Source organism: Fimbriimonas sp. LA-C6 (assembly GCF_055398105.1).
In genome coordinates this window covers 1,308,414-1,328,593 of the sequence record NZ_AP038796.1, presented here as the reverse complement: position 1 = coordinate 1,328,593, position 20,180 = coordinate 1,308,414, and the positions used below count along the sequence as shown (strand labels likewise).

The window sequence follows — 20,180 nt, the reverse complement described above, 5'->3', positions numbered from 1 at the left end:
CTAATCAACTCGCTAGCCGAGATCATCAATGGTGAGCAGATCGTCCGGGAGGTCGAAGATTTTTCGTAATGCTTCTCGTTGCCCATCTTTGACACCTTCCAATTTTATGGAGGCTAGTTTGTGATCTGCTGCCCACTTCTTGACTGTCTTTTTTGAGTCTTGTATCTCTGCTTCTGTCATGTTTTCGACGCCGCAGTCGGTGAATATTAGAATGTCAACCTTTGACTCCGTTTTGAGGATCCGCTTGTTCATCTCAGTAAGGAGCTTGCACATGTTGGTCCCGTTTGTGGTTGACGTGTGATTTAAGGATTCGCGCACTATGCGCGTAGCCTTCTCTAGACTTTCAGGGGGTGTTTCATCATAAACTTCAGCCGGGGATGAGTCAAAGCGAAACAGGGTGATCTTGGAGTTTTGTGGCCTGTCCATCATTTCCTGAGAGGCTGCTTTGAAGAACTTACCCTCCATCGACTTTGCAGACCCACTTGTATCGATGGCCATTAGCAGTCTCGTCGGAGTACTTTGAGTTTGACTTGAGCAACCGACAATGAAGCCGCAAATTAGGCTGACTATGAGTAGTGCTCTAGAAGAGATTTGCACGCTTGTATCCTCTGGAGATTTGTTCGTTGTTGAGTTTCTTTTCAACTTCTTCAATACGTACTTGTATGGTCTCTACGATTGACATGTACTTCAACATTGCTTGAAAGTCGGGGAGGCGCTGGAGAGAATTGAATTCTTCTTTGCGTGAGGTTCTGTCGTTCAGAGCATCGGTATGGTGTTCGAGAGATTTTGAGCTTCTTTCTAGCCAGGTATCGATGACCTGCGTGTAAGCGCTATGTCGCCTACTTAGAAGCTCTAATGTGTGTTGGTTTGTCAAGTCGTTGATGGCATCGAATTTCTTTTTATCACTCTCGTATTCAGCCATGTCTTTCTCGTATTCGGAAAGAGCCTGTTCGTGGAGATTGTGTCTGTGCTCAAGTTCCACATCGTCAGCATCAACAAACCTCAATCCCTTCCTGTATCCAGTTGCTGCAGAATAAAGGAGGGTCGGAGTTGTCACTGCGAACGAGATCAGAGCAGCAATAAAGAGTGGAGTTGCGTCACTGGAATTGAAGGAAGTTTTGAGGGAAAACTGACGTATTGCGTTGGCCCCTAATGTGGCCTCAGCAAGCAGTGCAATGATTGAAATCACGATTAGTGTCGCTGTGGTGACGGTGCTTGTTTTCTGCAGCGACTTTGAGCGACCAATGATATACCAAAGACTCTCGAGGAGAAGCTTAATAACCAATATGGCTGCAATTCCGATTAGCATGAAAAGGTAGAAAAATGAAGAGCCTTCACTTGTCTTCTTAGAGATGCCGGTCAGCGAGAATAGACTAATTCCTACGAAAAGGCCGATGGCACCGCTCGCAACCCACGTGACTATACTAGGTGCCAGTTTCTTGCGATCTCCTGATGCATCGCTTGCAGTGGCCACCAATGGGGTTGGTGGTATCGGCAGAGTAGGACGGATGGGTCGATTGTTGGAGCTTCGCTCGGAGTTCGTTTGATCGAGTGTTTGTGGAGTTATGTCTTCTGCAATTGCAGCTTGAGAATCGCTTTCGGATTCCTCATTGTTGACTGGCTTGTCTTGATATTCAGTTTGAGTAACTTCTGTGTCTGGTGCATTGAAATACGCTGTCGGTGGAATCTCTGGAATAGGCGGTAGTTCATCAATGATCACGACCCTGGCAAACGTATTTTCCTTTGCATGATAGACGAGCCCAATGTTCCCCGCGTGCTCCGCTGCCTTTACCATCGCATGGAACTTTTCGGATTGAAGTCTACTAATCTCCTCTCTCAGGCTCTGGCGGATATTTTCGGTGTCTTGATCATATGACCTTCTTTGGTCAATCTTATTTACAAAGTCTCTATTAGTTGACTCCAGTGAGTTGTTTTTAGGCGAGTGGTTTAACGTTTCATCGCGGTCCATAAGTGAATCCTGACAATGGAGTGATTGCGGAGAGTACATTATGTATGTGACCGGAGATGACTGCCCTAGGTGTTTTTGCCTATTTGTTGAGCATTTTCTGCGAGTCGTATATATAACTCGAAACACTCATGTGTTAGAAGGGAAATGGCGCAGCGCATTAGATCGCTGGAGGAGGCTTCATAATCTCTTTTGATGGCCTCTGTGCGTTATGAATTGATTGCTACTTGTCCTTATACGAAGGCGAGGCGGGGGCGGTTGTATACCGGGCATGGGGTTGTGGAGACTCCTTTCTTTATGCCGGTTGGGACTCAGGGGACTGTTAAGACGGTTGGGTCTGAGGATTTGGAGTTTTTGGGGTTTCAGCAGGTTTTATCCAATACCTATCACCTGTCTTTGCGGCCTGGATCGGATTTGATTGAGCGGATGGGTGGGTTGCACCACTTTATGTCTTGGAAGGGTGCGATCTTGACGGACTCGGGTGGGTATCAGGTGATGAGTCTGAGCAAGCATCGCACGATTGATGACGAGGGTGTGCGGTTTAAGTCTCATTTGGATGGGAGCATGATATTCCTGACCCCGGAAAAAAGCTGGGAGCCCTTCTTTTCTGGACAGAAATTTCTTAATTGGGTGCAACCCGTACTGGGGTACAAACGTCGGTCATGGTGATGTTGTTTACTCGCTCATTCACCATGCGTCGCTTTGGTTCAGCCCTGGCACTTGCCACCATGTGCTTGACCTTGACTCACGCCTCCATTTACTATGCCTCACCGGGCGCTTCCGGTACCGGTAGCTCAACTGACCCATGTTCGATCACTAAGGCGACCTCGCTTGCGCCAGGCGACACCCTGTATCTGAAGGAGGGTACGTACTACCTGGATGCCCCTCTCTATCCTCACGCCGGAACTTCAGCCGCATGGGTGACGATCAAGAACTATGGGGATCAGGTGGCGGTTATCGACGGAAGCAGGATTTCAACGAGCCGGCCCGACACGAATACGGTTGGCCTCGCCAACTACACCGAATTCAACGGGATCACGGTGCAGAACGGCGTAAACGCGAATGTGGCCGTATGGGGCGCTCACCACGTTTTGATTAAAAAAGTCACCTCCACTGGGGCTCAAAATGCCGGCATCCTACTTGGTTCCAGCACGCGTGGTGGAACACCAGGAACACCGTCGGCTGACCTTCCGGGCACCACCAGCTATGTGACCGTCGAAGATTGCACGATTTACAATTGCTGCCGCGTCAACGCAAACCGCGATGTCACGCGATGGACTCCGGCGCTTCAGACTTACCAAGCGAATAACCTCACGATCAATCACTGCAACGTCTACCAGAATTACGGGGAAGGCATTGGCTTACGGACGACTTCACAGTCTACGATTACGAACTGCACGGCCACAGATAATTACAGTGTCGAAATCTATATGGATAACTCGGCGTACATTACGATCACGGGAAGTATGACGGACGCAACGCTGCCGGCCTACTATCGGAATGGGCATCCCGCTATCGGGCTTCTCCTAGCCTGTGAGCCACTGCCCGCTGGCGAAGCCGCACTAGGAGTTACCCACATTACAGACTCAGGTGGTGTCTATAAAGGAGGCCCAGGGCGTCAGTTCTACCGGTACACATACGACACATGGAGCGACTGCGACTGGCCAACAAGTACCTATACTGGTACCTCGACTTGTAGCTTCACCTCAACCTACACGGGCATTGGTGGCTATCCGAATGTGCTAAACATCAACCAGTAGTGGCTTTCAGGGGTGGGGGCTCAAATGAACACCCCTACCCTTTCTCATATTTGTTAGGCTCAGGGTGAAGCTCTTCAAGCTGGCTGCCGCCCATCCCCGGTACTTTTACGCCAGCGATAGATTGTTTGGTCCATAATTCCGTGAACCCTGGCGACCCTAGCCACCGTAGATCTGCCTTCGATCTCCTTTAGGACCTTGAGGATCTCGTCTTCCGTATTGCTCGAAGGCTTCATAATCTCTTTTAATGGCCTCTGTGCGTTATGAATTGATTGCTACTTGTCCTTATACGAAGGCGAGGCGGGGGCGGTTGTATACCGGGCATGGGGTTGTGGAGACTCCTTTCTTTATGCCGGTGGGGACTCAGGGGACTGTTAAGACGGTCGGGTCTGAGGATTTGGAGTTTTTGGGGTTTCAGCAGGTTTTATCCAATACCTATCACCTGTCTTTGCGGCCTGGTTCGGATTTAATTGAGCGGATGGGTGGGTTGCACCACTTTATGTCTTGGAAGGGTGCGATCTTGACGGATTCGGGTGGGTATCAGGTGATGAGTCTGAGCAAGCACCGCACGATTGATGACCAGGGTGTGCGATTTAAGTCTCATTTGGACGGGAGCATGATGTTTCTGACCCCGGAGCGGAGCATTGAGATTCAGGGTGAGTTGGGTGTGGACATCAGCATGTCGCTGGACGAGTGTCCGCCGTATCCTTGCACTCGGGATGAGGCTGCGGATGCGATGCGTCGGACGCACTTGTGGGCTCCTCGGAATTTGGCTGCTCGGCGTGAGGGGCAGGCGGTGTTTGGGATTGTCCAGGGCGGCGTGCATCAGGATTTGCGGACGGAGAGTGCTCAGTTCCTTCAGGAGTTGCCGTTTGACGGGTTTGCGGTGGGCGGGGTGAGTGTGGGTGAGCCGACCGAGATGCAGTACCCGGTGGTGGAGCACACGGCGCCTTTACTTCCAAAGGACAAGGCTCGGTATCTGATGGGGGTTGGGCATCCGAAGGACATTATTCATGCGGTTGCGTGTGGGATTGATATGTTCGACTGCGTTTTGCCGACGCGGATGGCTCGGCACCACGCGTTGTATACGTTGAATGGTCGTGCGAACGCGATGGGCATGAAGTGGGCGGAGCACAACGGGCTTCATGATGAGGGGAGTGTTTTTCCTTTGACTGAGCGGTACAGCGCGGCTTACTTGCGGCATTTGTTTAAGGCTCAGGAGCCGTTGGGCGGTCGGATTGCGACGTTGCACAACTTGGCTTTTTATGCTCGTTTGATGGAGGAGATTCGCGATGCTATTGAGCACGGGACGTGGCCTCAGCTTGTGGAAAGGTATGCAAACGCGTGATGTTTTTGCATGTTCGTTGGTCGTGAGGGTTTAAAGCAAGCGTTAAGCGCTTCAGAAAGCCTAAAATATCTTCATGCCCGTCGGCCGTTTCCTGCTGTGTCTCCACTCCCACATGCCATACGTTTTAAGTCATGGCAAGAGTCCGCATGGTACAGACTGGATTAACGAGTCGACTGCCGAGTGTTATCTGCCGCTTCTTCATGCGCTTGATCGGTTGAAGAATGAGGGGATTCGGCCTCGGTGGACGGTGAATATGACGCCGATCTTGTCGGAGCAGTTGGAGGACCCAAGTTTCAAGGATGGGTTTGAGATTTACTGCCAGGAGAAGATTGATGCTGCGCTTGAGGATCAACGGCGTTTTGAGTTAGAGGGTGATTTGTGGATGCAGGGGCTGGCCAATCATTGGCAGCGCGTTTACACCCGGGCTCTTACTCAGTTTAAGCATCAGTGGGGGCGGAGCGTGGTTCAGGCGTTTCGGTACTTCCAAGATCATGGTTCGATTGAGATCATTACGAGCGGTGCTACTCATGGATACCAACCGCTGCTGGGTACCGATGAGTCGGCTCGGGCTCAGGTTCGTTTAGGTGTTTTGAATTACGAGAAGCATTACGGGAAGAAGCCTCGTGGGATTTGGCTTCCTGAGTGTGCTTACCGTCCGCGTTATGATTGGAAGTCTCCTGTGGATGAGAACGCTGCGGCTTGGTCTCGGATGGGGACTGAGGAGATTCTGAAGCAGGAAGGGATTGAGTTCTTCTTTACGGACTCTCATATGATCCGGGGCGGGACGCCTTTGGGGACTTATGCGGCTAACTTCCCTCAGTTGGCGGAGATGTTCGCTCGGAGTTCGAAATATTTCACTCCTTCGGAAGAGTATCGGAGTGAGTATGAGCACTACATTTTGCCGAACGGTGTGACGGTGTTTGCTCGCGACCCTCAGACGACGGTTAAGGTTTGGTCGGGCGATGCTGGGTATCCGGGTGACGAGCATTATTTAGAGTTTCATAAGCAGTTGTATCCGGGCAGGCTTCGGTATTGGCGGATTTCTCAGAACAAGAGTGATTTGGGGCAGAAGCAGCCTTATGACCCTTGGTCGGCGTTTGAGAAGATCCAGGCTCATGCTGAGGATATGGTGCTTACGCTGAAGGATACGTTGGCTCGTTACAAGGGGCAGGCGGAGCGGGTGGGCACCTTGGTGGCGATGTACGACACGGAGTTGTTTGGTCACTGGTGGTGGGAGGGGCCTGAGTTTCTTTATGAGCTTGGGAAGGCCCTTCATGCCGATGGCGACATTGAGATGGTCAGTGCGAGTGATGTGCTTGACTCTGATCCTGCTCGGCATATGATTACCTTGCCTGAAGGTTCTTGGGGTGAGGGTGGTTACCACTCGATTTGGCTGAACAAGGAGAACGCTTGGACTTGGAAGAAGCTGTATTCGATTGAGTACAAGCTGCGGGACATGGCTCGGGAGTATGCGGGTGGTCCGGCGCATGAGTTTGTGGTTCAGGCTGCTCGGGAGATGTTGTTGGCTGAGGCGAGCGACTGGCAGTTCTTGATTAGTACGTTGAGTGCCAAGGATTACGCGGAGATTCGGTTTGACGACCACGTGGCTCGGTTTGAGAAGTTGGCTGAGATTGCCGAGCGGGTTCATCGAGCTGCTTCGATTCATCCTGATGAGGCTGCGTTCCTGTTGGAGTGTCAACAAAAGGATGCTCCTTTTGAAGAACTAGACCTAGAGATGTGGGCTGCGAAGGCGTATGAGGCCGTAAAATAGCGTGGTGAAGCTCTATTCTGTGGCAGGCGCATGTGTTCTTTGTGCGGCTGCTTTTTCCGGTCAGGGCAAGACCCTGCCATCGAGTGGTTGGTCTCCGTCGAAGGTTTCTGCGCTGAGCGTTGCGAAGCTGGCTGATGACAGTATTCGGAATCTGAGTCATACGAACTGCGAGTATGGGTTTGTTGTGAAGGACACGAAGTATGTCAAATCGGGTTCGTTCCGTGGCACTTGGGCTGTGAAGACACCTCGGAAGTTTGAGGTTCATGCGACGATCTTTGGATCTAGCGAGCGGTCGGCGATGACCGAAGGGATTCTGCGCGCTGACGGGACATCGTTTAGTCTGTTGAATGGTAGTTGGAGTCCAGCGAAGCCGCTGGCCGCGAAGAAGATTGTTCTGGGCAACATCGTTGAGAAGTGGCCAACTGTGGCTACCATGGCGATGACGGCCCCTCTTGGCTCCAAGGAGTCGCCTTTTCAGACGTTGGTGAAGCAGGCTCAGTTAGATCCGAGTTTGGTTGTGGCTACTGCGGAGCGTTCTATGTTGTCGAAGGGCGTTAAGTGGATGAACCGGCGCATCACGATTAGTCGCAAGAAGAGCTTTCTGAAGAAGAAGGGCGATCTGTTTTATGAGATCGTTTTTAGCAACAAGTCGAATCTTCCTGTTTCGATGACGATGACTATCAAGAAGCCCAGTGCTTATCAAGGCGAGTATGCGTGGGCTGGTCGTTGGAATCAGAACAAAAACCAGCCGTTTCCTGACAAGCAGTTTGCGATGCCTGCGGATTCTCTAGTTAAGAAGAAGGGATCGAAGCGCTAGCCTGGGGGCCAGGTGAGCTTTCGGCCACCGAGTAAGTGTGCGTGAAGGTGGGGGACTGATTGGCCTCCATCTTCGCCTTGGTTGATGACGAGGCGGTATCCGTTTTCCAGGCCTTGTTGTTCAGCGATGGTTTTGGCGGCGTTGAGGATGGCTAGGTGGTCGCCTTGGTCGGGCAGGGTGGCTAGGCCTGTGATTTCTTGTCTTGGGACGATCACGATGTGGACGGGGGCTTGTGGGGCTATGTCCCTGAACGCTACGACTTGTTCGTTTTCGAAAACGATGTCGGCTGGGATCTCTCGGTTGATGATCTTGGTAAACAGCGTGGACATGGGACGATAAGCATACCGGCAGTCATAATCACAAGATGCACGTGAGCGAGCTTTGGACTTCTAAGAAGGTGGGTGCTCGCTTGGCTCGACTTGGTTTGATGCCCTTGTCTTGGCTGTATGCCGGGGGGTGGCAGGTTTATCTTGGTGTTTACCGAGTTGGCTTGAAGAAGGCGCAGTCTCCTCATCAGCCGGTTGTGTGTATAGGCAATCTTCAGACGGGCGGGAGTGGCAAGAGTCCGCTGGTTCGGCATGTGGCTGGGGTGTTGCGGGAGCTTGGGTTTGAGGTGGTGATCGGGTGCAGCGGGTATGGCTCGCCTCGGGCTGAAGCGGCTACGGTTGCTCCCTCTGGTGAGCTGGATCCGGCGGTTTGGGGCGATGAGCCGGCGATGTTTCGGTGGTTGGAGCCTGAGATTCCTTTAGTGGTTGGGCGGCGGCGGGTGTTGGCTGCTGAGCTTGTGCATGAGGCTTATCCGAATGCGGTGCTGCTGATGGATGATGGGTTTCAGCATTTGCCTTTGAAGAAGCAGATCAATATCCTTTTGGATCCTGTGCGGCCTGCGAATTCCCATTGTTTGCCTGCTGGGCCTTATCGTGAGCCTCGGTTTAACAGAAGGCGGGCGGATTTGGTGATTCCTGGGGAGTTTGAGGTGGTTGCCGAGCCGATGAGGTTGGTGGATGGTGCGGGTAACGAGCACCGTCCGGGTGCTTACTCTGTGTTGTGTGCGCTTGGGAATCCCGGTTTGTTTTTGGCGAGTTTGAGTGAGCAGTTTCCGAATGGGGCGTCGGGGGAACCTTGTTTGTTCCCGGATCATGATCCTTTGGACGGGGGTACCCTGCTTGAAGGAATTCCGAAAGAATTGCCCATTGTGGTGACGGCGAAGGACTGGGTGAAGCTGCGGAAGCGGGCTGATGTTGGATCGAGGAGTTTCTTGGTTGCGACGCACTCGGTGAGGATTGAGCCTGCTGCGGCGTTTCGGGATTGGCTGAGGAAGAAATTGGATGAGTAGCCGAAAAGAGTGGTTCAACTCCCTCAGTGTTCGTTTGTTTGACAGGCTGGAACGGTCTTTTTGCAAGAAGAGCGCTTTGCAGGCTGAGCGGTCTGGGATTCGGCTGGGCACGACGCTTTATAAGTTAGACCGGAAGCATCGTGAGCGGACGTACGCTAATCTTTTGATGGCTTTTCCCGAGTGGAGTGAGGAGAAACGGCATGAGGTCGCGCTGAACGTTTTTCGGCACTTTGGGATTGTGGCGGGCGACTTTATGCGCACCAAGGTTCGGAACGACGACGAAGTGTTTACGAACATGGAGGTCGAGGGGTTTGAGCATTTTGAGGCGGCTGAGGCTCAGGGGAAGGGTGTGCTGGTTGTTACAGGTCACTTTGGGAACTGGGAGCGGTTTGCTCAATGGGTTCGGGCTGGTGGAAGGCATATCAGTGTCGTTGCTCGGGATGCGAATCAGCAGGGTGTTCAGGAGCGGGTGAGCAAGATTCGGGAGGCGACGGGAATTTCGTTGCTGTCTCGTGGGAATTCGGCTCGTGAGATTTTGGTTCGGCTGCGGAGGAAGGAGATTGTGGGTCTCTTGCCGGATCAGAATACGGATGAGGTGTTTGTGCCTTTCTTTGGGAAGCTGTGTGGGACGGTTTTGGGGCCGGCAGTGCTTCATAAGCGGACGGGTGCTCCGTTGTTGCCTGCATTTTGTGTGCGGACTGGTCCTGCTACGTACAAGGTGATTGTGTATCCGGCGATTGACTTGGATAACACGGAGTCGGATCAGCTGAAGATCACTTCGGAGATGAATGCGGTTTTGGAGTCGATGATTCGGCGGTACCCGGAGCAGTGGTTGTGGATGCATGACCGGTGGAAGGACGCGCGGAATGCGGGGCTGCTGGATTCCGATGTTGAGACGGCGAATGCGGCTCGGCTTGCCAAGATTGAGGCGTCTCGTGCCTGAGCGGTTTCTGATCAGCCGGCTTTCTGCGTTGGGGGATACGGTTTGTACGTTGCCGGTTGCTGTTGCTTTGAAGAAGGCGTATCCGGAGAGTCACATTGTTTGGGCGGTTGATCCACGGTTTGCTGGGGTGGTGGAGTGCTGCGATGCAGTGGATGAGGTTTGCAAGTTGAAGCCTAAGTTAGGATCGCTTCCGATGTGGGAGGGTGAGTTCGACGTGGCTTTTGACATGCAGGGGCTTTTGAAGAGCGCGTCTTGTATTGCGGGGGCTAAGGCGAAGCGGAAGCTTGGTTACCATTGGCAGCGCGAGGGGTCTTCTCTGTTTAGCCAGGCGGTGCTTCCTGATCCGAGTTCTTTTCATGTTGTCGATCAGTACGTGGATGTGGTTCGGGCCATTGGGGTTGAGGTTGATCGGGCTGAGTTTGGTTTGACTCCCAAGGAAGAGGACATTTTGAGCGTGCGGGCTAAGTTGAAGGCGAAGAACTTGGCTGGGCGGTTTGTGGTTTTGAATGCGGGAGCTGGCTGGGCTACGAAGCGGTGGGCTGCGGAGTCATTTGCTGCTGTTGCGGATGAGCTGGCTGCTGCGGGGATTGGATCGGTTTTGGTTGGTGGGAAGGCGGATGCGGATCAGGCGGCGGCGCAGGAGGTTTTGAGCGCGGCGAAGTCTTCTCCGGTTAGTTTGTTGGGGGAGACGTCTGTGCGGGAGTTGATTGCACTGATCCGTTTAGCGTCGGCTCATGTGGGTGGGGATACGGGGAGTACGCATATTGCTGCGGCTCTTAACACGCCTGCTGTGGGGTTGTATAGCATTACTCGGCCTCAGCGATCTTGTCCTTATGGGCAGATTGATCACTGCCATTACGACCCTAATCGTCTCAATAACATCCAACCTAGTGGTGTGTTGAGTACATTAAGGGCGATTCTAGAACTATAAGAAGCAACTCATGACTGTTGAAGAAGCACTGTCTTTACGAAGTGGTAAGCGATTGGTATTTACCAATGGGGTTTTTGATATCTTGCATGCGGGGCATGTGCGGTACCTGAAGCAGGCGGCCGAGCTGGGTGACATCCTCATTGTGGGAGTTAATTCGGACGAGAGCGTTCGCCGACTTGGGAAGGGGCCGACTCGTCCTATTAATCCTTTGGAAGATCGTGTTTCCGTATTGGAGGCTCTTCGGTGTGTGGCTGCTGCGGTTGAGTTTGGTGAGGACACTCCTGAGGCGCTGATTGCGATCCTCAAGCCAGATGTTCATGTGAAGGGCGGTGACTATACGCCTGAGCAGTTGCCAGAGGCGAAGATTGTATATGGGTATGGCGGGGAAGTGGTGATTTTGCCTTTCTTGGAGGGGCGGTCTACTACGAACACCCTGAAGAAACTGGGTGTCGAGTGAGCCTATTTGACCTTGATCCGAACCAGACGTGGTTGTTCTGTCCGACCCATCCAGATGATGAGATTACGATCTGTGCCTGGATTCGGCGGTTGGTGAGGAACGGGAACAAGGTCTACATTAGCTGGACGCACAACATTCCGGTGCGTGAGGCGGAGGCTCGGCAGGTAGCTCGTCTGTTGGGTGTGCCTCAGGAGAATTTGTTCTTTCACGGTGCCACGGACGGGGCGGCTTGTGATGAGATACCTGCTTTGTTGCCTAAGTTTAGGGCGATGATGGAAGTGGTTCAGCCTGATCGGGTGGTTTGTGGGGCTTTTGAACAGGGGCATTTGGACCATGATGCGACGAACTATTTGGTTTGCAAGACTTCGCCTTGCATGGTTTTAGAAGTTCCGTTTTATCACACTTACACCACGCGCTTGCAGACGTTGAATCGGTTCTCGTCTTCAGAAGGTGAGCAGGTTGTTACTTTGGATGAGTCTGATCGGCAGTTGAAGTTGCAGGTTGCCAAGATGTATCCGAGTCAGAACATTTGGAAGGTGTTGTTCTACTACGAGCTGTGGCAGAAGTTGAAGTTCACGCCTGCGCGTTTGTGGCAGACGGAGCGGATGCGCAGGCACGCGCATCGCGGGTTTTATCAGCCGAACCATCCGGGTGAGATGGCTGAGAAGGTTCAGGCTTGTGCTAGCTGGAAGCGGTGGGTCAAGGCTTTGGAGCGGTTTGAGTCTGGAGCAATGGAGCTACCACGCGAAATGCAATCGCAAAAGTGACTCCGATTTTGTCTCCATCATCGGCGTCGCTTGCCTCGCGTGATTCGACGATTTTGTCGAGTTTGAGTCCGCTGAATTGGCTCTTGTGGAGTGCGAGCATGGCTCGGTGGGAGTCCTCTGTGTCGGTTACGTCTACGAAGTAGTTGGGGGCGTGGGTGGAGAAGAGCATTCGCCACTTGATGCCTGTGTCTTTGCTGGCGGCTATGGCTGCTTGCCCTGAGTGGAAGTGGTCGCCGTGGCTTGCTTTGGGTGGGTATTCGCCATCGAACGCCATGAGCCAGTCTGGTTTTAGTCGGACCATTTGGTCGTGGAGCACTTCGATGACTTCGTCTGTGGGTTGGAGGCGTCCGTCTCGGAATCCTAGGAAGATCAGGTTGTGTACGCCCCAGCTTTCGGCGGCAGCTTGTTGCTCGGCGTGGCGGGTGATTTTATTTTTCTCGGCGTTAACCCACGGGTAGAAGCCTTTGTCGCCGTCGGTGCAGATGACTAGATCGACGGTGGCGCCTGCTTGTTGGAGTTTCTTGAGAACTGGGCCTAGGTAGAACTCGCTATCGTCGGGGTGGGCGGTGACGATCATGACTCGGGCACCTTTTTTGAAGAGGGCTTTGGGATCGGGTTCGATGGTGGGATTTGGTACGGGGATGGGCTTTGGAAAGAGGTCGACTCGGATGGGTTGGTACCAGTAAAAGCCGCCTAGTAAGGAGACCAGTGTCCCGTAGATCCACAGTCTCCGTTTTGCGGTTTTACTCAAAGCCATAGGTTAAGCATGACTCCAAGGGACCCAAGATGGCGAGCTTGGCGAGCAAAACTCGGGACTTCTACGGGTTTGGAGGTACCTTGAAACTGTATGTTTCGCAAGCTTATGGAGCGTTTCGACCGTCTGGTTGGACGCGGTGTCATTGACGATGAGTTTTACGAAGAGTTAGAAGAGGCTCTGCTCCTCGTCGATACCAATATCACCACCACCACGGAGATTCTCGATGAGCTACGGAAGGTGGTTCGGGACGAGAAGGTCACTGAGCCGGAGGCGATTCGCGAGCGTTTGAAGCAGGCGATTGTGGAGCGGTTTGAGCAGAAGGGTGCGACCGGCTTGGACATCAACGATGACGCTCCTACGGTTTGGTTGTTTGTGGGTGTGAACGGCGTTGGTAAGACCACGACGATTGCTAAGGTTGCTCACTTGCTGACCACACGTGGTTTTAAGGTTTTGCTTGCTGCGGGCGATACGTTCCGTGCGGCTGCGATTGAACAGCTTGAAGTTTGGGCGGAGCGGTCTGGGGCTGAGATTGTGCGCAACCAGCCGGGGGCTGATTCGAGTGCTGTTATTTTTGATGCGATCCAAGCGGGTAAGTCACGTGGTGCTGACTTTGTGCTTTGCGATACTGCCGGACGTCAGCACAGCAAGGGCAACTTGATGGGTGAGTTGCAGAAGGTGGTGCGTGTGGCGGAGAAGGCTCTTGGACGCAAGCCGGATGAGATCTTGCTGGTTCTGGATGCGAATACGGGGCAGAACGCGATTCGTCAGGCGGAAGAGTTTATTAAGGCGGCAGACGTGACGGGCTTGGTGCTTACCAAGTTGGACGGCTCGGCGCGCGGTGGGGCTTTGATTGGGGTTTATGACCGGTTTAAGGTGCCGATTAAGTTGATTGGTACTGGAGAGAAGGTTGGCGACATTCGCGACTTCAAGCCTGCGGATTTTGCCTCTAGTCTGTTTGATTGAGGAAGAGCTCTGGGGGAGCTCTTCCTCTCTTCGATTAGATGCCCATGGGTCGGGCTTCTTTCCACTTGCCTCGTGTGAAGTCGGGGAACTTCACGGGTGCGCTTCCTCGTTTGACGGAGGCTTCGCTGACTGCGGAGGGGGCGCTCCAGGCGGCTGCGTCGTAGACGTCGCTGTCGGGGGCTGTTCCGTCGAGCATGCACTGAACTACGCGGTAGTTCATGATGAAGTCCATTCCGCCGTGGCCGCCTGACTTGCGTGCTAGTTCTCCGATTCGGCGCCAGAGGTCGTGCTCGAACTCGGCTTTATAGCTGTCTAGGTTGACGTACTCGTCGTCTTTCTGGCGGCCTTCGATGTAGATTCGCGCTGGGTAGTCCACGAAGATGCCGTTTGAGCCTGCGATCATGTTGATTCGGCTATATGGCTCTGGGCTTGAGACGTTGTGCTCTAGGCGGATCATCTTGCCCGTGTGGGTTTTTATGAGGCTGGTGTTTTGGTCGCCGCAGGCATAGGTTTCGTTCATGCGTGGGTCGTCTTTGGCGAGATGCTTTTTGCGGTACTCCGTGAGACCGGCTTCTGGTGAGCTCATGGAGACGAGGTAGTCGAATTTATCTCCTCGGTGGATGCCCATGTAGTTGGCGACTGGTCCGAGGCCGTGGGTTGGGTAGAGGTTTCCGTTGCGGTGCAGGTGTTCTGCGCGTCGCCACTCGCCTTCACCTTGTGCTTCGAAGAGGATCTCGCGGAGGTCGTGGTTGTAGGCGGCTCCGCCCTGGGTGATGACTCCTAGGAGTCCTGCGCGGACGACGCCGAGCATGAGCATCTCGTTGTAGCCGTAGCAGCAGTTTTCGAGCATGATGCAGTGCTTACGGGTTTTTTCGGATGTGTTGACCAGTTTCCAGCAGTCTTCCAGGGTTCGGGCGGCTGGGACTTCGCAGGCGACGTGTTTGCCTTGTTCCATGGCGTGGACGGCCATTTGGACGTGCCAGATCCATGGGGTTGCGATGTAGACGATGTCGATGTCGTCTCTGGCGTTGAGTTTTTCGAAGGCGGTGTCGCTACCAAAGTAGAGTGCTGGTTCTTTGTGGCCAGCGTTGGTTACATGTTTGGCTGCGCCGCGAACTCGGGATTCGATTTTGTCGCAGAGGGCTACGATCTCGACGTTTTCTAGAGCAAGAAGGTTGCCGAGGAGGCTTGATCCTCGACCGCCTGTGCCGATCATGGCGATTCGCACTTTGGTGTGTTTTGCGAACGGGACGCCCATCATGGACTGACCTTCTGCTGGGGGGACCGCAAACTCTAGTCGGCCGGAGGAGTCGGCGGTGAGGCCGAGAGTTGCGAGTCCTAGCGTGGCTGTTGCTACGCCGGCAGTTTGTAGCAGGCCACGTCGCGTCAATTCAAGTTCTTCTTTGCTCATGATTACTCTGTCGGGGGGTTGTTATCGTCGCTTACTTATACGTTAAAGTTCTTATCTGGATGATAACGCAGTTTAGTTAATCATGGGGCTCTAAACCAAGCTTAAAATTGCAATTTTGAAAAGAATCGCAATCAGGCTGTGCTGGTTGGTGTGGTTTGATCTGTTCAGCAAGTTTCCGGGCTGTTCAGATAAAATCTCTAGTGTTAAGTGTGAGACATGCCGTTTTGGCGTGAGATCATGCGCCCCGATTCCTTATGATCAGCCCCCCCGAGGATCTCCTTTGGGTCGAAATTAGTCGTTCGGCTCTTCGTCACAACTACGATATTGTTCGGGGTTTGCTCGGCTCTGGGGTTGAGATGGCTCCTTGTGTGAAGGCGAACGCTTATGGTCATGGCCGCGACTTGGTGGCTCGGGAGCTTGTTCAGCTTGGTGCTGAGTGGCTGGCTGTTCAGACCTTTGAAGATGCGCTGGCTTTGAGCTGTGAGTTTCCTGATCGGAAGGTGATGGTTTTTGGTCCGGTGCCTGCGCGTGCGATTCCTGAGGTTGTTCGGCGTCGGATTCGGGTTTTTCTGAGTCGGTTCGAGGACGTTGAGCTGTTTGCTGCGGAGGCTCGGAAGCAGGGCGTTCGGTTGCCGGTTCAGGTTGAGGTTGATACGGGGATGAGCCGTTATGGCGTGCTTCCTGGTGAGTTGAAGGCTGTTCGGGAGCGGATTGCGACTTTGCCTGAGCTTGAGTTGGAGGCGTTGGTGACGCACTTTGCTTCTTCCGGTGGGCCTCCTTATAACCAGCTTTTTGATGACCAGTGGCGGTGTGTTGAGAAGAATCTGTTGGGTGCGGATGTTCCTTTGAACATGGCCAAGAGTTCGGCGATTGTTCGGTATGGGAAGACGCACGGACAGATTGTTCGGCCCGGGATTATGATTTACGGGTACGGCGGGGCTTCGGAGATCAATGTCCAGTTAGCGGAGCAGGGTGTGCCGTTGAAGCATGCGTTGTCGTTTAAGACGCGTGTGACGTTGGTGAAGGATTTGCCACCGGGCGCGTCGATTGGATACGACGGGACTTATATTACGGATCGTCCGACGAAGATTGCGGTTTTGCCTCTTGGGTATGCGGACGGGTTGTCTCGGTTGTTGTCGAATCGGGGTCAGGTTTTGGTGCGAGGTCAGCGTGCGGTGATTCGTGGTCGGGTTTGTATGAACGTCACGATGGTGGATGTGACGGATATTCCGGGTGTGGAGTATGGGGACGAGGTGGTTTTGCTCGGTTCTCAGGGTGAGTGCACGATCTCGGCGGACCATGTTGCGTCTTTGACTCAGACGATTCCTTACGAGGTTTTGACGAGTATCAAGGAGAGCATTCCTCGTTACGTTGTGGATTGAGGGATTCTTTTTCGGTTTTGCGCATGGCGCGCGTTCCGTTGTTGGGGCTATCGGAGGGGGTGAGGGTTGGTGACTTCTGGCACCCCTGCCAGGGTGCGGGTTCGGGGGAGTTGACCTTGGGTCTGCGACCCAAGGCTACCGCGCTTGGACGCCTTCAGCGTCCCCCGGAGTTTTTGGAAGGGACTTGTTTGGTTGTGCGTATGTCGCGCCTTCAGCGCTCAGCTTTTGGTGAGGCTTTCCCAGGGCTTGCGCCGCTGGGCTGTATTATGCCGTTCCTTCAGAACTCTGGAGGGCGTGTGCTTATGGGCTCTGTTTTTGTGGCAACTCTCCCAGGGATTGCGCCACTGGGTTAGGTTATGCGTTTCCCTCGGAACTCCGGAGATGGGGTGAGGTTGGTTTGGTGTGTGGGGTGCCGGAATTTTTTGGCCGTTCTTTTAGAACTCCGGAGTTTTCTGTTGTGGTGGGCAGGGGTATGGGAGCTGAGTTGGGGTCCGCAAGGTTAGAGGAGCTTGCGGAATTGGTGTTTGCCTACTCGGAGGACTTTGTTTCGGAGGTCTTCTGCTGGGAGTTTGGCGTGGGGGTCGGTTATTTTTTCGGTTTCTACGGAGACAGCGCCGGCTTGCATGAGTTGGCGGGCTGCGCTGTTGCTTTTGGCTAGGCCTAGGCTGGAGATGAGGGCTACGATTTGCACTTGGCCTTCTTGGATGAGGTCTTCTGGGATCGTGGCTTCTTCGGCTTCTACTGGCTGTTGGCGTTTGGAGAAGGTGTTGATGAAATACTCTTCTGCTGCGGTGCCTGCTTCTGCTCCGTGGTAGAGGGTGACGATTTCTTTGGCCAGTCTCACCTTGGCGTCTCGTGGGTTTTTGCCTTCGGCGACTAGGGTTTTGACTTCGTCCATGGGGACGTCGGTGGCTAGTTCGAAGTAGTTCTCGATGATGTCATCTGGGATCGACATGGTTTTGCCGAACATGTCGTTCGGGGTGTCGATGATTGAGATGTAGTTACCCAGGGACTGGGACATCTTTTCTTTGCCGTCGAGGCCTACGAGGAGCGGGCAGAGGACTACGACCTGGGGTTCCTGGTTGTACTGCTCCATGAGGGTGCGGCCGACTAGGTTGTTGAACTTTTGGTCGTTGCCGCCGATTTCGATGTCGGCGTTGATTTCTACAGAGTCCATGCCCTGGCATAGGGGGTACATGATCTCGTGCATGGCGATTGGGCGGTGTTCGGCTAGACGCTTGGTGAAGTCGTCGCGCTCAAGGATTCGGGCGACTGTGTAGCGGGAGCAGAGGCGGATGACGTCTTCGAAGGTCATTTTGCCGAGCCAATCGGCGTTGAAGTAGATCTTGGTTTTTTCGCGGTCGAGGATTTTGCCGACTTGTTCCATGACGGCGTCGACGTTGGCTTGCACTTCTTCTCGGGTGAGCTGTTTGCGGGTTTTGCTTTTGCCGCTTGGGTCACCGATTTGGGCGGTGAAATCGCCGATGATGAGGCATGCGGTGTGGCCCAGCTTTTGGAAGTCGCGGAGTTTGCGGAGTACGACTGCCCAGCCGAGGGTGACGTCCTTTGCGGTTGGATCGACTCCAAGTTTGACGCGCAAGGGACGTCCGGACTCTAGCTTCTTTCGCAGATCGGCTTCGCTGATAATTTCGGTTGTGCCTCTGCGTAAGAGGGCGATCTGCTCATCTATCGTCATGGAAGCTCGAAGTTTACCGAGTTCCGAACTCCAGAGTCCAAGTTAGGCGAACTGAAACTCTGGAGTTGCGAAGATGAGTCGGGTGACGGCTGCTGCGGTGGCATTGGCGTTTTCTGGCGTTATACGGCCCGCAGAGGCCTTTTGGGCTGCTGATCTGAGTATTGGGAGCCTCTCGGGTTTTACGGGGGCGTCAAACACGGAGACGAGTTTATTGACGACACCGGTGGGCGAAAGGTCCTTCTCGAACAGTCCGTAGGCTGGGTAGCGGAGGCTGTACTTGACGCCTCGGGCTTGGCCGAAGATGCGGTCGCCCCAGGCGATGCGCTCTACCATGGTTGCGGAGGTGATCCATGCTTGGCCTGTGGTCCAGCCGGAGACGTCGGGTGGGTACATGAGCCACATGCCCATTCCTTTCATGGTGTTGAGGGTTGCTCCTGCGGGTGAGAAGGCGGCTCGGTTGATTTCGCCTTCTCCTGATGCGCCTTTGAGGCTGTCTCGCATTTGTGAGCCGACGCCGAGTTGTCGGAGGGTGGTTACGCAGAAGTCGGCGGGATTCTTTACGAGGGTGCGTGCTGCTTTGTCTGAGTAGAACTCAGGGGACTTCATGATGGCTTTGAGGAGCACTTGGATGTCGAGGCCGCTCTGGTGGAATTTGCGTGCGAATGGTGCGATGGTTTCTGGATCGGGCTTGGACCAGACGAACCAGTCCCAGATCTTGGTGGTGAGGAATTCGGCGGTGCGTTCTTGGTCGCAGAGGATGTTGAGGATGTCTTCGCCTGTGAAATCTGACTTGTTGCCGAGGAAGGTTTTGATTCCGTTATCGTGCTTGGCTTCGCGGAAGGCGAACTCTGCGTTCTTAATTTTTTTGCCTTTGCTGCGATTGAAGCTCCAGCCGGTGAAGGCTCGGGCGGACTCTTGGATGTCTTTCTCGGTGTAGTGGCCGATTCCTAGTGTGAACAGCTCCATGACTTCGCGGGCGAAGTTTTCGTTGGCGTGTCCTTTAACGTTTTCTTGGTTGTCGAGCCAGAAGATCATGGCTGGATCTTTGCTGACTTCGGTGAGCAGGGTGCGGAAGTTACCGATGGCGTTGCGGCGGAAGATTTCGTTCTGGCCGTACATCATCATTGCGCCCTGGACCTTGCTGGCGCTTGTGGCGAAGTGGTCGTGCCAGAAGAGGGTCATCTTCTCTTGGAGTGGGTGGCGCGTCATGAGGAGGCGTGCTCCCCACCAGTTGACGACGTTCTGGATTCTTACGCCTTTGCCTTGGAAGTCGAGTGAGTCGATATCGATGCCGAAGCCTTCGTCTACGGACTTGAAATCGCAAAGTCTATCGATGGCGCCGGACAGGCCGTCCTGGAGGTAGTAGGTGATTTCTGCCTCACTTGCTCCAAGGCCAAAACGCCTGAGTAGGTGGGCGCATTTGTCGCGTTCGCTTACGAGTGACATGGTTAGGATGACGAGCTTCGCTTTGGGAAGTTCAGTCTCCTATTAGGATCGGGGAGTTTGGCAAATAAAAAAAGGGGGGCCAAGTTTGGCCACCCCAGAAATCGAAATTTAGGCTTCTTCTTTAGCGCTGGATGCGTTGTAGTCTGCCTGGCTCACAAATTTGTAAAGCTTGGAGCCCTCGTAGTTAGCTGTGAATGCGTAGCGAGTTTGCTCGCCCGACTTTGTTTCTCGAACCATTTTCTTCTTGGTAATGTCTGCGTCTGCGACCTCAACGTGAGATCGAGTTTTAAGATTGTAAAACTTCACTTTCCCTCCTCGAAGGGCCATATAGCCCTTGTGTCAGTTCGGCGTGACTATATCACAATCTCAGGTTCCAGGGAACCTGTTTCGGGCAAGTAATTTTCACTGGAACGAACTTCGTGTAAATTTAGC

The 20,180-nt window shown here is 53.6% G+C and carries 20 protein-coding genes and 1 pseudogene; 12 read left to right on the top strand and 9 right to left on the bottom strand.

What is annotated here, in order from left to right:
• Positions 1 to 12: 12 nt before the first annotated feature.
• Positions 13 to 498 carry a vWA domain-containing protein gene (locus ACZ51B_RS06235; RefSeq protein ID WP_464296374.1) on the bottom strand — a complete coding sequence of 162 codons (486 nt, stop codon included), beginning with the start codon at positions 496 to 498 and terminating at the stop codon, positions 13 to 15.
• An 82-nt stretch (positions 499 to 580) separates the two neighbouring features.
• The gene (locus ACZ51B_RS06230) at positions 581 to 1,969 is read right to left on the bottom strand and encodes a hypothetical protein (protein ID WP_464296373.1); all 1,389 of its coding nucleotides are present in this window, start codon (positions 1,967 to 1,969) and stop codon (positions 581 to 583) included.
• Between the two features lie 192 nt (positions 1,970 to 2,161).
• Between ACZ51B_RS06230 and ACZ51B_RS06225 the strand changes: the two are divergent.
• Both ACZ51B_RS06225 and ACZ51B_RS06220 read left to right on the top strand, forming a co-directional pair.
• A pseudogene (locus ACZ51B_RS06225) lies at positions 2,162 to 2,563 on the top strand (tRNA-guanine transglycosylase); the annotation flags it as partial.
• A gap of 65 nt (positions 2,564 to 2,628) precedes the next feature.
• On the top strand, positions 2,629 to 3,726 hold the full coding sequence (locus ACZ51B_RS06220) for a right-handed parallel beta-helix repeat-containing protein (RefSeq protein WP_464296372.1): 1,098 nt from the start codon (positions 2,629 to 2,631) through the stop codon (positions 3,724 to 3,726).
• A gap of 74 nt (positions 3,727 to 3,800) precedes the next feature.
• Here ACZ51B_RS06220 and ACZ51B_RS06215 read toward each other — a convergent pair whose 3' ends face one another.
• The gene (locus ACZ51B_RS06215) at positions 3,801 to 3,959 is read right to left on the bottom strand and encodes a transposase (RefSeq protein WP_464296371.1); all 159 of its coding nucleotides are present in this window, start codon (positions 3,957 to 3,959) and stop codon (positions 3,801 to 3,803) included.
• 11 nt (positions 3,960 to 3,970) lie between these two features.
• On the opposite strand from ACZ51B_RS06215, the gene tgt reads away from it, so the two are divergent.
• From tgt to ACZ51B_RS06200, 3 genes are all read left to right on the top strand, one after another.
• A complete protein-coding gene (gene tgt / locus ACZ51B_RS06210; protein WP_464296370.1) occupies positions 3,971 to 5,071 on the top strand; it encodes a tRNA guanosine(34) transglycosylase Tgt in 1,101 nt (366 codons plus the stop codon).
• A 73-nt stretch (positions 5,072 to 5,144) separates the two neighbouring features.
• Complete coding sequence (locus ACZ51B_RS06205; RefSeq protein ID WP_464296369.1) at positions 5,145 to 6,842, top strand: glycoside hydrolase family 57 protein; 1,698 nt, start codon at positions 5,145 to 5,147, stop codon at positions 6,840 to 6,842.
• 4 nt (positions 6,843 to 6,846) lie between these two features.
• Complete coding sequence (locus ACZ51B_RS06200) at positions 6,847 to 7,659, top strand: hypothetical protein (RefSeq protein WP_464296368.1); 813 nt, start codon at positions 6,847 to 6,849, stop codon at positions 7,657 to 7,659.
• Here the strand turns inward: ACZ51B_RS06200 and ACZ51B_RS06195 are convergent.
• Positions 7,656 to 7,988: a histidine triad nucleotide-binding protein gene (locus ACZ51B_RS06195; RefSeq protein WP_464296367.1), complete on the bottom strand. Its 333-nt coding sequence runs from the start codon at positions 7,986 to 7,988 to the stop codon at positions 7,656 to 7,658. The two genes, ACZ51B_RS06200 and ACZ51B_RS06195, sit on opposite strands and share 4 nt — an antisense overlap.
• A gap of 35 nt (positions 7,989 to 8,023) precedes the next feature.
• Here ACZ51B_RS06195 and lpxK point away from each other — a divergent pair, with 35 nt between their 5' ends.
• The 5 genes from lpxK to ACZ51B_RS06170 are packed head-to-tail and all read left to right on the top strand — an operon-like array spanning position 8,024 to position 12,093.
• Positions 8,024 to 8,995: a tetraacyldisaccharide 4'-kinase gene (gene lpxK / locus ACZ51B_RS06190; protein WP_464296366.1), complete on the top strand. Its 972-nt coding sequence runs from the start codon at positions 8,024 to 8,026 to the stop codon at positions 8,993 to 8,995.
• A complete protein-coding gene (locus tag ACZ51B_RS06185) occupies positions 8,988 to 9,938 on the top strand; it encodes a lysophospholipid acyltransferase family protein (RefSeq protein ID WP_464296365.1) in 951 nt (316 codons plus the stop codon). Before lpxK ends, ACZ51B_RS06185 begins: the two co-directional genes overlap by 8 nt.
• Entirely contained in the window at positions 9,931 to 10,869 is a 939-nt protein-coding gene (locus tag ACZ51B_RS06180; protein WP_464296364.1) for a glycosyltransferase family 9 protein, read from the top strand. The genes ACZ51B_RS06185 and ACZ51B_RS06180 overlap by 8 nt, the downstream gene beginning before the upstream one ends.
• A 10-nt stretch (positions 10,870 to 10,879) precedes the next feature.
• Positions 10,880 to 11,326 carry a D-glycero-beta-D-manno-heptose 1-phosphate adenylyltransferase gene (gene rfaE2 / locus ACZ51B_RS06175; RefSeq protein ID WP_464296363.1) on the top strand — a complete coding sequence of 149 codons (447 nt, stop codon included), beginning with the start codon at positions 10,880 to 10,882 and terminating at the stop codon, positions 11,324 to 11,326.
• Complete coding sequence (locus ACZ51B_RS06170) at positions 11,323 to 12,093, top strand: PIG-L family deacetylase (protein ID WP_464296362.1); 771 nt, start codon at positions 11,323 to 11,325, stop codon at positions 12,091 to 12,093. Before rfaE2 ends, ACZ51B_RS06170 begins: the two co-directional genes overlap by 4 nt.
• Here ACZ51B_RS06170 and ACZ51B_RS06165 read toward each other — a convergent pair.
• On the bottom strand, positions 12,026 to 12,850 hold the full coding sequence (locus ACZ51B_RS06165) for a PIG-L deacetylase family protein (RefSeq protein ID WP_464296361.1): 825 nt from the start codon (positions 12,848 to 12,850) through the stop codon (positions 12,026 to 12,028). The genes ACZ51B_RS06170 and ACZ51B_RS06165 overlap by 68 nt on opposite strands.
• A gap of 90 nt (positions 12,851 to 12,940) precedes the next feature.
• On the opposite strand from ACZ51B_RS06165, the gene ftsY reads away from it, so the two are divergent.
• Positions 12,941 to 13,813, top strand: a complete 873-nt coding sequence (gene ftsY / locus ACZ51B_RS06160; RefSeq protein ID WP_464296360.1) for a signal recognition particle-docking protein FtsY — start codon at positions 12,941 to 12,943, stop codon at positions 13,811 to 13,813.
• A gap of 34 nt (positions 13,814 to 13,847) precedes the next feature.
• On the opposite strand, the gene ACZ51B_RS06155 is transcribed toward ftsY, so the two are convergent.
• Positions 13,848 to 15,224 carry a Gfo/Idh/MocA family protein gene (locus tag ACZ51B_RS06155; RefSeq protein WP_464296359.1) on the bottom strand — a complete coding sequence of 459 codons (1,377 nt, stop codon included), beginning with the start codon at positions 15,222 to 15,224 and terminating at the stop codon, positions 13,848 to 13,850.
• Positions 15,225 to 15,478: 254 nt separating this feature from the next.
• Here ACZ51B_RS06155 and alr point away from each other — a divergent pair, with 254 nt between their 5' ends.
• Positions 15,479 to 16,606, top strand: a complete 1,128-nt coding sequence (alr, locus tag ACZ51B_RS06150) for an alanine racemase (protein ID WP_464296358.1) — start codon at positions 15,479 to 15,481, stop codon at positions 16,604 to 16,606.
• A 499-nt stretch (positions 16,607 to 17,105) separates the two neighbouring features.
• Here the strand turns inward: alr and tyrS are convergent, their stop codons facing one another.
• From tyrS to ACZ51B_RS06135, 3 genes are all read right to left on the bottom strand, one after another.
• On the bottom strand, positions 17,106 to 18,302 hold the full coding sequence (gene tyrS, locus ACZ51B_RS06145) for a tyrosine--tRNA ligase (protein ID WP_464296357.1): 1,197 nt from the start codon (positions 18,300 to 18,302) through the stop codon (positions 17,106 to 17,108).
• Positions 18,303 to 18,344: 42 nt separating this feature from the next.
• Positions 18,345 to 19,748: a DUF1800 domain-containing protein gene (locus ACZ51B_RS06140; RefSeq protein WP_464296356.1), complete on the bottom strand. Its 1,404-nt coding sequence runs from the start codon at positions 19,746 to 19,748 to the stop codon at positions 18,345 to 18,347.
• Between the two features lie 108 nt (positions 19,749 to 19,856).
• Positions 19,857 to 20,054, bottom strand: coding sequence for a hypothetical protein (locus tag ACZ51B_RS06135; RefSeq protein WP_464296355.1), 198 nt, complete (start codon positions 20,052 to 20,054; stop codon positions 19,857 to 19,859).
• Between the last annotated feature and the right edge of the window lie 126 nt (positions 20,055 to 20,180).

Bases quoted from the DNA above. Each gene is read 5' to 3' on its own strand.
- ACZ51B_RS06235 (WP_464296374.1), bottom strand. From the start codon at position 498: ATGGCCATCGATACAAGTGGGTCTGCAAAGTCGATGGAGGGTAAGTTC.
- ACZ51B_RS06230 (WP_464296373.1), bottom strand. From the start codon at position 1,969: ATGGACCGCGATGAAACGTTAAACCACTCGCCTAAAAACAACTCACTG.
- ACZ51B_RS06220 (WP_464296372.1), top strand. From the start codon at position 2,629: ATGGTGATGTTGTTTACTCGCTCATTCACCATGCGTCGCTTTGGTTCA.
- ACZ51B_RS06215 (WP_464296371.1), bottom strand. From the start codon at position 3,959: ATGAAGCCTTCGAGCAATACGGAAGACGAGATCCTCAAGGTCCTAAAG.
- tgt (WP_464296370.1), top strand. From the start codon at position 3,971: ATGGCCTCTGTGCGTTATGAATTGATTGCTACTTGTCCTTATACGAAG.
- ACZ51B_RS06205 (WP_464296369.1), top strand. From the start codon at position 5,145: ATGCCCGTCGGCCGTTTCCTGCTGTGTCTCCACTCCCACATGCCATAC.
- ACZ51B_RS06195 (WP_464296367.1), bottom strand. From the start codon at position 7,988: ATGTCCACGCTGTTTACCAAGATCATCAACCGAGAGATCCCAGCCGAC.
- lpxK (WP_464296366.1), top strand. From the start codon at position 8,024: ATGCACGTGAGCGAGCTTTGGACTTCTAAGAAGGTGGGTGCTCGCTTG.
- ACZ51B_RS06185 (WP_464296365.1), top strand. From the start codon at position 8,988: ATGAGTAGCCGAAAAGAGTGGTTCAACTCCCTCAGTGTTCGTTTGTTT.
- rfaE2 (WP_464296363.1), top strand. From the start codon at position 10,880: ATGACTGTTGAAGAAGCACTGTCTTTACGAAGTGGTAAGCGATTGGTA.
- ACZ51B_RS06165 (WP_464296361.1), bottom strand. From the start codon at position 12,850: ATGGCTTTGAGTAAAACCGCAAAACGGAGACTGTGGATCTACGGGACA.
- ftsY (WP_464296360.1), top strand. From the start codon at position 12,941: ATGTTTCGCAAGCTTATGGAGCGTTTCGACCGTCTGGTTGGACGCGGT.
- ACZ51B_RS06155 (WP_464296359.1), bottom strand. From the start codon at position 15,224: ATGAGCAAAGAAGAACTTGAATTGACGCGACGTGGCCTGCTACAAACT.
- alr (WP_464296358.1), top strand. From the start codon at position 15,479: ATGATCAGCCCCCCCGAGGATCTCCTTTGGGTCGAAATTAGTCGTTCG.
- tyrS (WP_464296357.1), bottom strand. From the start codon at position 18,302: ATGACGATAGATGAGCAGATCGCCCTCTTACGCAGAGGCACAACCGAA.
- ACZ51B_RS06140 (WP_464296356.1), bottom strand. From the start codon at position 19,748: ATGTCACTCGTAAGCGAACGCGACAAATGCGCCCACCTACTCAGGCGT.